The sequence below is a fragment of the Paenimyroides aestuarii genome (genome assembly GCF_024628805.1).
Classification (GTDB): Bacteria; Bacteroidota; Bacteroidia; order Flavobacteriales; family Flavobacteriaceae; genus Flavobacterium; species Flavobacterium aestuarii_A.
This window is the reverse complement of record NZ_CP102382.1, coordinates 1,598,384-1,610,760: the sequence shown is the minus strand read 5'-3', so window position 1 is coordinate 1,610,760 and position 12,377 is coordinate 1,598,384. Positions and strand designations below refer to the sequence as shown.

Genomic DNA, 12,377 nt, shown 5'->3' with positions numbered 1-12,377 from the left:
AGTATCTTTGTAGATTACGAATAAACAACTCAACAATTAAACAATAAAACAACAATGAATTATTTTTCATCGGATTTTAAATTAGGAATTTTAGGTGGTGGACAGTTAGGCAAAATGATGCTTACAGAAACCCGAAAATTTGATATTCAAACCTATGTTGTCGATCCAAGTACAGAAGCACCTTGCCAATTTGGAGCCACAAAATTTTTTCAAGGTTCGCTAACCGATTACGATACCGTGATGCATTTAGGAAATCAGGTTGATGTTTTAACCATCGAAATTGAAAATGTAAATCTAGAAGCTTTAGAAACCTTAGAAAACCAAGGCAAAAAAGTATATCCGTCGCCAAAAACCTTGCGATTGATTAAAAACAAAGGCAATCAGAAAGATTTTTATACTCAAAACAATATTCCAACTGCGCCTTACAAACGTTACAAAACACTACCCGCATTAAGAATAGATGTGGAAAACGGCGTAATACAACTTCCTTTTGTATGGAAAGCAACCGAAGGTGGTTACGATGGAAATGGTGTAAAAGTGGTGCGCCAAGCCATTGATTTGGAACATTTACCAGAAACCGAATGCATTGCCGAAACCATGATTCCGTTTAAAAACGAATTGGCGGTGATTGTGGCACGTTCGGCATCGGGCGAAATAAAAACCTATCCGGTGGTAGAAATGGAGTTTCACCCAGAAGCCAATCAGGTAGAATATGTGATTTGTCCGGCACGTATCGATGAAACTGTTGCAAACAAAGCCCGTGAAATTGCTTTGAAAGTTTCAGAAAGTTTCAACCATGTAGGCTTGTTGGCAGTAGAAATGTTTCAAAGGGCCGATGACGAAATTTTAGTAAACGAAGTAGCTCCGCGTCCGCACAATTCAGGTCATTATTCCATTGAAGCGAGTTATACTTCGCAATTTGAACAACACATTCGTGCTGTTTTAGATTTACCTTTGGGAAATACCGACAGTAAAGTAGCCGGAATCATGGTAAATTTAGTGGGCGAAGAAGGTTTTACAGGCGACGTTGTTTATGAAAACATCGAAAAAATCATGGCGATTGATGGGGTTACACCGCATATTTACGGAAAACGTGAAACACGTCCGTTCCGTAAAATGGGACACGTAACCATTGTCAACGAAAACATGGCCGAAGCCCGCAAAGTAGCCCAACAAGTGAAAGAAACTATCCGAGTGATTTCGAAGTAGTATTAAGATGGCTGTATTAAGTATTAAGACAAATCAGCATATTTTTAATTTGCTGCAAGGTTTCCAAAACCTTGTAGCTATTTCAAAATAAAGTGACACCTACAAGGTCTGTAAGACCTTGCAGGATAATCGTAAAGAATAAACAACGAAACAAATTGGAACAAGAACCACTTTATTTGATAGCTAGCCGTAAAAGACAATCGCCACATTTTTTATTGATCATTTTATAATGACCTTTTTAATAGTTTCGCTAGTTGTTATTTTTTTAGGTTCTAATTTTATGGAAGAAGATAATCCAGGTAAATTCATAATTACTTTATTTTCAATTTTGATTCCGGGTATGTTTTTATATTTTTCTAAAGATTCCATAAAAGGTAATAGCATAGGAAAATGGGCTATGGGAATTATGATTCGTGATGAAAGAAATCCTGATATAGTTCCATCATACAGCAAATTATTATTAAGAAACTTATTGCTTATTATTTAGCCTATTGAATTCATTGTACTTGCTACAAATAACAAAAAGAAAAGATTAGGTGATAAAATTGCACACACAATTGTTTTAAGAAGTACTAATAAGCTTTCAAAATTACCAAGAATCTTAATTATCATTGGTGCGATAATATCCTTCTTATTTCTTCTATTTTTTATCGTTGGTAATACCATGAAAAACTCTGGAGCATATAAAGTTTCTGTTGCAGAAATAGAAAAAAGCGAAAGAATAATATATGAAACCGGAGGAATAAAAGGTTATGGAATGATTCCTACAGGTAACATAAAATCTGTAAATGGTTTTGGACAAGCACAATTTGAAATTAAAGTTTTAGGAAACAAGCAAGATGTCATCGTAAGTGTTTATTTGGAAAAAGAACCTAATGAAGATTGGAAAATAATAGAAATGCAATAATGTCTGATTTTTTATTAACTTTAATGAAAATTTAATTTAAAATGAGTACTTCAGACTTACAACTAAAGCTAGAGATAATCAGCAGAATTACAGAATTAAAAGAAGTTCGTGTAATTAAGGAAATTAAAAAACTTTTAGATTTTGAACTAGAAGAAAGTCTGTATGAATTATCTACAGATCAAAAAAATCGCGTTGCAGAAGCAAGAAAGGAATATAGAAATGGCGATTACATTACTAATGAAGAAGCTGATAATGAAATTGACCAATGGCTAAAAGTAGATTTACAAGTTTTTAATGTATAAACTTTATATTTGCTGCAAGGTTTCAAAAACCTTGTAGCTATAGATTTCAAAATAAAGCGATACCTACAAGGTCTTAAAGACCTTGCAGGATGAAATAAAATATTAAAAAACAAATGAAAAAAAAGATTCTTAAAATAAGTTTATATGCTTTTATTTCACTATGTTCAGTAAACTTTTTGTTTCTATTATTTGAATTTTATGTTTATTCTCAGATTAAAGAATACCTTGAACTTTCAATAGGGTTTCCTTTTAAAATTTATTATCAATTTCAAGTAACTTGTTGTGATAGCTGTTATACATTACACCATAATTTTGAATTATTTAATTTAATGTATAATTATCTATTCTTTTGGATTATTGTATCTTTATATTTCTTTAAAAAAAAACAACAACAAAACCCTACCACTAGTAGGAATTCCCTTATGAGAAATAGGGGCTCAATATGAAAGCAGCGGTAGTAATGGGCAGAATTATAAATTTTAATTCGCTGCAAGGTTTCCAAAACCTTGTAGCTATCAGATTTAAAAAAAGTGATACCTACAAGGTCTTGCAGACCTTGCAGGATAATTGAAAAAAAGAAATTAAAAAAAGTAATAATAGGCAGCATTTCGCATGTGTCGTTAATGAAACAAGCCATAAGCATATTAAAAATGGTCAAAAAAATAGCACTTTTATTGGTTTTTATTTCATGTTCCGTTTGTGGGCAACAATCTAGATTAGATACTTTTAAAATCTATAGTACCGCTTTAAATGAAGATAGAGAAATAAGTATTTATCTCCCTAAGCACTTTAATGAAAATATAAACTATAATGTAATCTATTCTACAGATGGTCAGTTCATAAATGAACAGTATAAAAATAAACTGGATCATTTAATCGATTTAAAAAAAATAGAACCTGTCGTTATTATTGGTGTTCATTCTAACGAAACAGAAATTCCCAATAGTTATTTTGAATATCGAAATTATGAGTATTTAGAGAGTATGGGAATTGGAGAAACTAATACAGATTTATCTAATCGATTTAAGAATCATCTTTCTTTTTTTACTGCTGAAGTTCCGAAAGAAATAGAAGAAAAGTATCATTTAAAAGTGAAAAATAAATATTTCTACGGTGTTTCGAATGGAGCTGGATTTGGTTTTTATTTGGCGTGTAATTACCCCGATTTCTTTCAAAAATACATTTTATATTCGATAGCAGGAGCTGAATATCAAAATTTAAATTGGGAGTTAAAAAACTATCCAAATCTGACCCTTGCATACGGAGATAAAGAAAACAAACGATTAATAGAAAACATTAAGAATCTTTCTACTTTTTTAAATACCAAAGGATATAATCATACAATAAGAATGTATAATGGTGGTCATAATAGAAGTGATTGGTTAAATCAATTTAGTGAGGATTTAAAAGCATTATAAAACAACACCTACAAGGTTGCAAATACCTTGCAGAATAATAGAAAATAATAAACTAAACAAAAAATGAAAGTAGCAGTAGTAATGGGCAGCATTTCGGATATGCCAGTAATGCAGCAAGCAATAGACATATTAAAAGAATTTGGTGTGGAAACGCATGTGGATATTGTATCAGCACACAGAACACCAGAAAAACTAGTCGATTTTTCGAACAATGCACACAAAAACGGCATCAATATAATCATTGCAGGTGCAGGCGGTGCAGCGCATTTACCGGGAATGGTAGCCAGTATGAGTCCATTGCCAGTGATTGGCGTTCCAGTAAAATCGAGTAATTCTATTGACGGTTGGGATTCGGTTTTATCAATTTTGCAAATGCCAGGCGGCGTTCCTGTGGCAACTGTGGCATTGAACGGAGCAAAAAATGCAGGTTTGTTGGCCGTGCAAATTTTGGCAAGTCAAAATGCAACGTTATTACAAAAAATGATGGATTATAAATTAGGTTTAAAAGAAGCGGTTTTAAAAGCAGCTGAAGACTTAAAATAAAATAGAACTGCCTCAACGATTGAGGCGGTTTTTCACTTTTCTTCAAGAAGAAATAACTATTTTATCTGCACATTAGTCAAACGATCCCATTTTAAATTATTGAAAGATCCGGCGGTTTGTTTTACTTTGTTCAAGTGATAGGTTTTACCATTATCTTTCACAACAATTTCTTTTTCTGAAACGATATAGCCAGTGTTTTTATTCTGAAACGATACCGTTTTATGGGCTTTGTTGTATGTAAAACCTTCATCAATAAAAAGTTCCACCACATCTTCTGCATTGGTAAAAATATATGCCAAATGTTCGTCGCCATAAATACCCATTAAGTGCATTTTTTTGCCGTTTTCAAAAATCATAGTAAATTCAGGTTCATTTCCTTCGGCAAATTTCTGATAACCGCTAGTAACCATTTTACCATTTATGCGTTTTTGAACAGAATAATCTACCAAAAAACCCGAATATGATTCTTCAATAATCTCGATAGGAACCACCTGATTATTTTCTACTACATACGTTGAAAACTGATGCCAACAACAGCCACTTTTTGTCATGGTTTGCAATTGTTTTTTTTCATTGTCAACTGTAAACATTCCGCAGTAATTTGATCCTAATTCGGTAAAACTTTCATTGTACACAAAACCGTTTTTATCAGCCAGATAAATCTCATACGATGGTCCACCATAACAGCTATAATTTCCAACTCGTAATGCAATATCTTCTTTTCCGTCGAAATTAAAATCTTCGTAAATTAAAATGCTTTGTTCGCCATAAGGAATTTGTTGAACGTTTGATTTTACCTTAGAATATTCTACATCATATTCCGAATAAAAAGCAGGTTTAGAGAAGAACAACTTTCCACTTTTCTTTTGGTAGATATTCAATGTGCAATTGGTTTCCAGCTCCGAATTTTCTTGATGGTCATCAACAATAATTTTTCCGGAAAAATCATCCGAAAAATCAATCAAATCAAACGATTGTTGTGCCGTTGCAAAAAAGGGCATCAACAGAACTAAAAACAACATTTTTTTCATTTTTTCTTATATATAATTGAATAAAACAACCAGCAAAAACCACAATATCGGCACACTTTCCACCCAAAAAAGCGTATAATATTTCGTTCGATTGGGATGAGCAAAATAGGTAAAAAAAACAATTACGAATACCAAAATTAAATTAATCAACCATTGGTTTCCATAATAATTCACTTTTAAAAATTCTAGAAAATAAAACGGAATCAGCAATAAAACAATCAAATATTTAGTTTTTAAAACACCTATGGTTTGCGGAACGGTTTTCAAGCGAATATCATCGTATTTTAAATCGTTTATTTCAAAAATCAATATCAATATCAATGTAAGAATAAAGCGTTGCGAAAACTTAAAAACCACATCGGTTCCTATCATTTGGTCAGCGTTTACAATGGGCAGCAACGTTGTTACACCCGCCCAACACAACGACACGATATAAATTTTGATACCCGCTAAATTTCGCAAATTAGTTTTCGACTTTGCCACCGGAATTACATACAACACACATAAAAAAGCAAAGAATACTGTGAGCATTTGGGCATTAAAATTCAAATAGAAAAAGCTAATAGCTGCAATCAGCATACTTATTGCGCTTATTGCAATCACACTTTTTAAAAAAGGTGTCAACCGTTTTCTTTTGACAATTATTGGTGCATATTTAATAAAATTATAACTAAAAACAGTACCAAAAAAAACCAATGCAGTGACGGTAGCACTAAAAGAAAGGTAGCAAAAATAAAAAGTCATTTGCACCAAAGCAGTGGTTGCCAGCGCCACATGAAAACTTGCCTGCAAATACCAGTCAAAAAAACGCGTGAAATTTATAGTACTCTGTTGCTGCATAACTTGTTGCTGTTCACAAACTTTATTTCAATCTGCCGTAAAATTAATCAAATATTAGTTGTAATTTTGCTTTCTTTAAACACAACTCTAATTTTATTACTAGCAGATGAAGACAAATGCTTTTGCTTTGAGACACATTGGCCCCAGAGCAACCGACTTACAACACATGTTTAGCACGGTGGGTGTGAAAGATATGGATCAATTGTTATACGAAACATTTCCAGACAAAATTCGCTTAGAAAAAGACCTGGTTTTAGATCCTGCCATGACCGAATATGATTATTTGGCACACGCAACCGCTTTAGGAGCTGAAAATAAAGTATTCAAATCGATGATTGGTTTGGGTTATAACGAAGCAATTGTTCCAGCGGTAATTCAACGAAATATATTCGAAAACCCAGGCTGGTACACAGCTTACACACCTTATCAGGCAGAAATCGCACAAGGACGTTTAGAGGCTTTATTAAATTTTCAAACCACTGTTATTGAACTATCGGGAATGGAAATTGCAAATGCTTCTTTATTAGACGAATCTACTGCTGCTGCAGAAGCTATGGCTTTGTTGTTTGATGTTCGTACAAGAGATCAAAAGAAAAACAATGCCAATAAATTCTTTGTTTCTGAAGAAATTTTACCGCAAACGTTATCGGTTTTGCAAACACGTTCTACCCCAATTGGTATTGAAGTGGTGGTGGGCAATCATGAAAACTTTGATTTTTCAGACGATTTCTTTGCTGCCATGTTACAGTATCCGGGTAAATACGGTCAGGTACACGATTACGAAGATTTCATCAACCAAGCACATTCAAAAGATATAAAAGTGGCAGTTGCTGCTGATATTTTATCATTAGCGCGTCTAAAATCTCCAGGTGAGATGGGTGCCGATGTGGTCGTGGGAACCACACAGCGTTTTGGAATTCCATTAGGTTTTGGCGGTCCACACGCTGGTTTCTTTGCTACTAAAGAAGAATATAAACGATCAATGCCGGGTAGAATCATTGGTGTTTCGCAAGATACCAACGGAAACCGTGCATTGCGTATGGCGTTACAAACCCGTGAGCAACATATTAAACGCGAAAAAGCAACATCAAACATTTGTACTGCACAAGTTTTATTGGCTGTTATGGCAGGAATGTATGCGGTTTATCACGGACCAAAAGGATTGCGCCGCATTGCTAACGAAACGCACGCTAAAGCAGTTACTATTGAAACCGAATTAACCAAATTAGGTTTTGAGCAATTGAACGATGCATACTTTGATACGATTTTAGTAAAAGCAGATGCAGCAAAAGTGAAAGCAGCTGCCGAAGCAAAAGAATTCAATTTCTATTATGTTGATGCAAATACGGTTTCAATTTCTGTAAACGAAACGATTTCAATCAATGATATCAATACGGTGATCGGTATTTTTGCCGAAGTAGCCGGAAAATCATTCACAGCAGTTACCGAACTTTCTCAAGAAGCTTTGATTCCTGTGAAATTAGAAAGAACCTCAGCATTTTTAGAGCATGAAGTGTTCAACACCTATCATTCAGAATCACAGTTGATGCGTTATATCAAAAAACTAGAGCGCAAAGACTTAGCATTGAATCACTCTATGATTTCTTTGGGTTCTTGTACCATGAAGTTGAATGCAGCAGCAGAAATGTTGCCTTTAAGCAACCCTAGCTGGAATAACATTCACCCATTTGCTCCGGCAGATCAAACCAAAGGTTATTTAAAAATGTTGCATAAATTAGAGCAACAATTAAATGTAATTACTGGTTTTGCTGGTACTACGTTACAACCAAACTCTGGTGCGCAAGGTGAATACGCTGGTTTAATGGTTATTCGCGCGTATCATGAATCTCGTGGCGAAGGTCACAGAAACATTGCGTTAATTCCTGCTTCGGCTCACGGAACAAACCCTGCATCGGCAGCAATGGCAGGTATGAAAGTGGTTGTTACCAAAACCACCGCAGAAGGAAATATCGACGTGGAAGATTTAAGAGCGAAAGCAGAATTGCACAAAGACAATTTATCTTGTGTAATGATTACCTACCCTTCTACTCATGGTGTTTATGAATCATCGATTATTGAAATTACAAGTTTGATCCACGAAAACGGCGGGCAAGTTTATATGGACGGTGCCAACATGAACGCACAAGTTGGTTTGACAAACCCAGCACGTATTGGAGCAGATGTGTGTCACTTAAATCTACACAAAACCTTTGCAATTCCTCACGGAGGTGGTGGTCCGGGTGTTGGTCCAATCTGTGTGGCAAAACATTTAGTACCATTTTTACCAACCAACCCGGTTATTACAGTAGGTGGCGACCAGGCTATATCGGCTATATCGGCGGCGCCTTATGGTTCGGCTTTGGTTTGTTTAATTTCTTATGGATATATCTGTATGTTGGGTGCCGATGGTTTAAAAGAATCTACCATGACAGCTATCTTGAATGCGAACTACATGAAAGCACGTTTAAGCGAAGGTTATGAAGTATTGTATTCTGGAGAACGCGGACGTGCAGCGCACGAAATGATTATTGATTGCCGTATGTTTAAAGCAAAAGGTATTGAAGTAACCGATATCGCCAAACGTTTGATGGATTATGGTTTCCACGCACCTACGGTTTCTTTCCCTGTGGCAGGAACGTTGATGATTGAACCAACAGAATCGGAAGATTTAGCAGAATTGGATCGTTTTTGTGATGCCATGCTATCAATCCGTAAGGAAATAGAAGCGGTAACCGCTGAAGACACCAACAACGTGTTGAAAAATGCACCGCATACATTGGCGATGTTAACTGCCGAAACGTGGGAATTCCCTTATTCTCGTGAAAAAGCAGCCTATCCGTTAGAATATGTAGCAGAAAACAAATTCTGGCCAAGTGTTCGTAGAGTGGATGATGCTTACGGTGACAGAAACCTTGTTTGCTCGTGTGCACCTATTGAAGCGTATATGGAAGCGTAAGTTGTGTACAATGTAAATTGTAGAACAGTATATTGTAAACCCCTGTTTTTTATGGATATGCTGTTTTGATTATATATGATAAAAAACTCCTGAAGCAATTCGGGAGTTTTTTTTGTTTATAATCTATCTGTATCTTTTCGAAAGCTATCTATGAATTCTGTATTCCTTACAAAGGATAAAAAAACATTATTTGTTTGTTCATTTAAAGTCAAGACTTGTACTTCTCCTGAATAGTGAATACAAAAAAGAAAGTTTTGACCATCGTCTGAAAAATAATGATCCCAGAAATATGCTTCAAACTTTGTTAGCGTAAAAAAATGCGTTAAAAACTCTTTAAAGTCTTTCTGTTCAACTTTTACGGCTCCGTTAAAATTTTTCCAAATACCATTTTTTTTGAAAAACCGTATAGCTTTGTTATAAATTGCTAAACTAAACCTTTTAGCCATCGGTTTTGAAACCCAAGGCTTATCAATCTGACCTAGAAATATTAAATCTTTAGTGTTAAAGAAATTCAATAATTTCAACAACTCTTCTATTAAAACGTTATTATTTTCCTCTTTCAACTTAATCCAATAAAAGCTTACATAATCTGGACAATAAAAAATATCTTCGTCTAAAGTTTCATCGTATGCTAACAAAGGAAATTTTCGGTATTTAACTAAAGCTAAATCTCTGCTTATTAATTTTATCATTTAAAACTTCTCAATATTTTTTTAAAAATGACAATATTTTTTCTGGGTTTGGATAATGCGTTACATAGTCTTCATTGTCTTTCTGATGCTTAAAATAAGAAAGACAATCATTAATATTATATAAAGAATTTAAATCTATTATAATCTTATCTAATTCATTTTCTGAAAATTTCTTAAGTGTTTTTTTTAAGAAAAATTCGTTCCAAAGTGAAATATCACTATTTTTAAAATATACACTTGAGTACTCAAAAAGATGGAATTTAAATCTGCTTAACAATTCCTTTTCCAAAGATTTATCCTTACAAATTGTATCAAAATTTAATCCAAAAACTATATTTCCTTCTACACCTCTATTTGTGAATTTTATTATTTTTCTAATACCACATTTATTGTAATTTGATATCCAGAGGTTATCTGATTTTCTTATATAATCTGCCTTTAAAAGCTTATTATCTAAGTATTTATTTAAAAAACCACCAATAATCTTCTTGTTTGGAAGATTAAAATTTGAAGAGTGCTTTATATTTAGAAAGTTATAAAACCACATTTGTATAAACTACTTCTTACTCTCATTCAACAAACGTTTCATAATTGCCCATTGTTTCAGGGTATCGCGTGCTTCTAACGCCGGATAGCCCAACATGGTTTTGCCGGCTGCTACATCGCCCGTTACACCAGATCCTGCACCAATCACGGCACGGTCGCCAATGGTGGTGTGGTCTTTAATAGAAGCACTGCCGCCAATAATCACCCCATTGCCCAGTTTAACCGAACCTGCCAAACCGCTGTTGCCCGCCATAATACAAAACATCCCCAATTCGCTGTTATGCCCAATTTGCACCAGATTGTCTATTTTACAACCATCGCCAATGATGGTAGAACTGAATTTACCACGATCTACACAGGCATTTGCACCGATTTCGACCTGATTGCCAATGACTACATCGCCTATTTGCGGAATTTTCACCAAACCACGTTCGGCACACGGGCGAAACCCAAAACCATCGGCACCAATAGTTGCATTTGGATGTATGATGCACTGATGCCCAATTTTACTGCGTTCGCGAATAACCACTCCCGACCAAATGGTGGTTTGTTTACCAATAATACAATCATCTAAAACGGTAACATTTGGATACAAGATGGTTCCGTCGCCAATTTCGGTACGCGGCCCCACATAACAACCTGCACCTATTTTTACTCCGTTGCCTATTTTTGCAGAATCGTCGATTACCGCTGTTGGGTGAATGTCAACCGCAAACTCGGGCATAGGCGAAGCAAATAACTCTAAAACTTGACTCATCGCCAAATCGGCATCGGCTACTTGTATAAACGCTCTGTTTTCGCCGGGTTCAATAGAAATATCTTTGTTTACCACAGCTACACTTGCTGCAGATTTTTCCCATAGTTTCTCGTATTTTTTGTTGCCAATAAAAGAAATGTGGGATTCTTTTGCGCGGGTTAGTTCTTCGGTATAGGTAATATTTTGTGTGGTAGATCCAATAATGGTTCCTTTTAAAATATCATTAATTTCTGTAACAGTGTACGATTTCATTATAATTTGTTGGTTTATTGCGTTTGTAGATCAAATAAAGCATAATAACTTTAAAATTCCTATTTTATTTTAAAAAACGATACAAATCTATGCAATCTATTTACCACAGATGCACAGATTTTTATTAAACTGATAATAAAATTATTATTGTGTGACGCTGCACTTCGACGGAGCTCTGTGACCAATTCAGCATGACATTAACCGCTGAAAAAGTTCTCGACAAGCTCGAACTGACGGCACTTCCACGAGCTCAGTGACCGGTTTAATGACAGTAACTACTGAAAAGAATTACTAAAAAACGACACTCAAAATCTAAAAATTTACTCCAAATAAATCTTTCCTTCAATAATTTTAAGGTATTCTTGTTTTTCCAAGTGTTTTATGGTTCTAATAACGGTTTCTACGCGCAAGCCAGTTAAATCGGCTAATTGTTGGCGCGATAATTCCACCTGAAAAAGTTCTAATTTGACCGGAGTTTGTTGTTTAAGATAATGCAAAAGTTTCAGCAAACGTTTTTCTGGACTTTGCGATGACAATTCAGGTGCCATGATGGATTTATAATACAAACGACGAGCAAGACTTCGGTTTATTTCAACAGAAACCTCGGGATATTTGTACAACATCTCATCAAACAATGATTTCTTTATTTGCACAACAACGCCTTTTGAAATTGCTATGGCATTTGCGGGATAAGGCTCGTTTATAAACAAAGGCGGTTCACCAAAACTGCGTCCGGCTGTAAAAATTTCCTGAATAAACTCTTTACCGTCGTCGCTGTAATTGTTCATCTTCACCTTGCCTTCAACCACCTGATAATAATACGACGGAAAATGTCCTGCCTTAAAAATCAGTTCGTTTTTAGAAACATCGCGCAACGTTCCGCCACAGCTTAATATTAAATCAACACGAATCATAGTATTTTAA

The 12,377-nt window shown here is 34.8% G+C and carries 13 protein-coding genes; 7 read left to right on the top strand and 6 right to left on the bottom strand.

What is annotated here, in order from left to right; genetic code table 11:
* The first annotated feature begins 54 nt into the window (after positions 1–54).
* The 6 genes from NPX36_RS07590 to purE all read left to right on the top strand — a co-directional run bounded on the left by NPX36_RS07590 (position 55) and on the right by purE (position 4,379).
* A complete protein-coding gene (locus NPX36_RS07590) occupies positions 55–1,209 on the top strand; it encodes a 5-(carboxyamino)imidazole ribonucleotide synthase (RefSeq protein ID WP_257498136.1) in 1,155 nt (384 codons plus the stop codon).
* Between the two features lie 229 nt (positions 1,210–1,438).
* Positions 1,439–1,696, top strand: coding sequence for an RDD family protein (locus tag NPX36_RS07585; protein ID WP_257498135.1), 258 nt, complete (start codon positions 1,439–1,441; stop codon positions 1,694–1,696).
* Between the two features lie 177 nt (positions 1,697–1,873).
* Positions 1,874–2,116 (top strand): hypothetical protein, encoded by a 243-nt coding sequence (locus tag NPX36_RS07580; protein WP_257498134.1) that lies wholly within the window; start codon positions 1,874–1,876, stop codon positions 2,114–2,116.
* 41 nt (positions 2,117–2,157) lie between these two features.
* Positions 2,158–2,418: a hypothetical protein gene (locus tag NPX36_RS07575; RefSeq protein WP_257498133.1), complete on the top strand. Its 261-nt coding sequence runs from the start codon at positions 2,158–2,160 to the stop codon at positions 2,416–2,418.
* A gap of 623 nt (positions 2,419–3,041) precedes the next feature.
* The gene (locus tag NPX36_RS07570; RefSeq protein WP_257498132.1) at positions 3,042–3,836 is read left to right on the top strand and encodes an alpha/beta hydrolase; all 795 of its coding nucleotides are present in this window, start codon (positions 3,042–3,044) and stop codon (positions 3,834–3,836) included.
* A gap of 63 nt (positions 3,837–3,899) precedes the next feature.
* Positions 3,900–4,379 (top strand): 5-(carboxyamino)imidazole ribonucleotide mutase, encoded by a 480-nt coding sequence (gene purE / locus NPX36_RS07565; RefSeq protein ID WP_257498131.1) that lies wholly within the window; start codon positions 3,900–3,902, stop codon positions 4,377–4,379.
* Positions 4,380–4,435: 56 nt separating this feature from the next.
* On the opposite strand, the gene NPX36_RS07560 is transcribed toward purE, so the two are convergent.
* Positions 4,436–5,410 carry an XAC2610-related protein gene (locus NPX36_RS07560; protein WP_257498130.1) on the bottom strand — a complete coding sequence of 325 codons (975 nt, stop codon included), beginning with the start codon at positions 5,408–5,410 and terminating at the stop codon, positions 4,436–4,438.
* 6 nt (positions 5,411–5,416) lie between these two features.
* Positions 5,417–6,250 (bottom strand): UbiA prenyltransferase family protein, encoded by an 834-nt coding sequence (locus NPX36_RS07555; protein ID WP_257498129.1) that lies wholly within the window; start codon positions 6,248–6,250, stop codon positions 5,417–5,419.
* A 106-nt stretch (positions 6,251–6,356) separates the two neighbouring features.
* Here NPX36_RS07555 and gcvP point away from each other — a divergent pair, with 106 nt between their 5' ends.
* Entirely contained in the window at positions 6,357–9,206 is a 2,850-nt protein-coding gene (gene gcvP, locus NPX36_RS07550) for an aminomethyl-transferring glycine dehydrogenase (RefSeq protein WP_257498128.1), read from the top strand.
* 116 nt (positions 9,207–9,322) lie between these two features.
* Here gcvP and NPX36_RS07545 read toward each other — a convergent pair whose 3' ends face one another.
* The 4 genes from NPX36_RS07545 to NPX36_RS07530 form a co-directional block, all read right to left on the bottom strand.
* Positions 9,323–9,898: a hypothetical protein gene (locus NPX36_RS07545; protein WP_257498127.1), complete on the bottom strand. Its 576-nt coding sequence runs from the start codon at positions 9,896–9,898 to the stop codon at positions 9,323–9,325.
* Positions 9,899–9,908: 10 nt separating this feature from the next.
* The gene (locus NPX36_RS07540) at positions 9,909–10,445 is read right to left on the bottom strand and encodes a hypothetical protein (protein WP_257498126.1); all 537 of its coding nucleotides are present in this window, start codon (positions 10,443–10,445) and stop codon (positions 9,909–9,911) included.
* A 9-nt stretch (positions 10,446–10,454) separates the two neighbouring features.
* On the bottom strand, positions 10,455–11,453 hold the full coding sequence (gene lpxD / locus NPX36_RS07535) for a UDP-3-O-(3-hydroxymyristoyl)glucosamine N-acyltransferase (RefSeq protein ID WP_257498125.1): 999 nt from the start codon (positions 11,451–11,453) through the stop codon (positions 10,455–10,457).
* 320 nt (positions 11,454–11,773) lie between these two features.
* Positions 11,774–12,367 carry a Crp/Fnr family transcriptional regulator gene (locus NPX36_RS07530; RefSeq protein WP_257498124.1) on the bottom strand — a complete coding sequence of 198 codons (594 nt, stop codon included), beginning with the start codon at positions 12,365–12,367 and terminating at the stop codon, positions 11,774–11,776.
* Between the last annotated feature and the right edge of the window lie 10 nt (positions 12,368–12,377).

Coding starts and splice junctions, on each gene's coding strand:
- lpxD (WP_257498125.1), bottom strand. CDS start 11,453: ATGAAATCGTACACTGTTACAGAAATTAATGATATTTTAAAAGGAACC.
- gcvP (WP_257498128.1), top strand. CDS start 6,357: ATGAAGACAAATGCTTTTGCTTTGAGACACATTGGCCCCAGAGCAACC.
- NPX36_RS07575 (WP_257498133.1), top strand. CDS start 2,158: ATGAGTACTTCAGACTTACAACTAAAGCTAGAGATAATCAGCAGAATT.
- NPX36_RS07585 (WP_257498135.1), top strand. CDS start 1,439: ATGACCTTTTTAATAGTTTCGCTAGTTGTTATTTTTTTAGGTTCTAAT.
- NPX36_RS07560 (WP_257498130.1), bottom strand. CDS start 5,410: ATGAAAAAAATGTTGTTTTTAGTTCTGTTGATGCCCTTTTTTGCAACG.
- NPX36_RS07530 (WP_257498124.1), bottom strand. CDS start 12,367: ATGATTCGTGTTGATTTAATATTAAGCTGTGGCGGAACGTTGCGCGAT.
- purE (WP_257498131.1), top strand. CDS start 3,900: ATGAAAGTAGCAGTAGTAATGGGCAGCATTTCGGATATGCCAGTAATG.
- NPX36_RS07545 (WP_257498127.1), bottom strand. CDS start 9,898: ATGATAAAATTAATAAGCAGAGATTTAGCTTTAGTTAAATACCGAAAA.
- NPX36_RS07590 (WP_257498136.1), top strand. CDS start 55: ATGAATTATTTTTCATCGGATTTTAAATTAGGAATTTTAGGTGGTGGA.
- NPX36_RS07555 (WP_257498129.1), bottom strand. CDS start 6,250: ATGCAGCAACAGAGTACTATAAATTTCACGCGTTTTTTTGACTGGTAT.
- NPX36_RS07580 (WP_257498134.1), top strand. CDS start 1,874: ATGAAAAACTCTGGAGCATATAAAGTTTCTGTTGCAGAAATAGAAAAA.
- NPX36_RS07540 (WP_257498126.1), bottom strand. CDS start 10,445: ATGTGGTTTTATAACTTTCTAAATATAAAGCACTCTTCAAATTTTAAT.
- NPX36_RS07570 (WP_257498132.1), top strand. CDS start 3,042: ATGAAACAAGCCATAAGCATATTAAAAATGGTCAAAAAAATAGCACTT.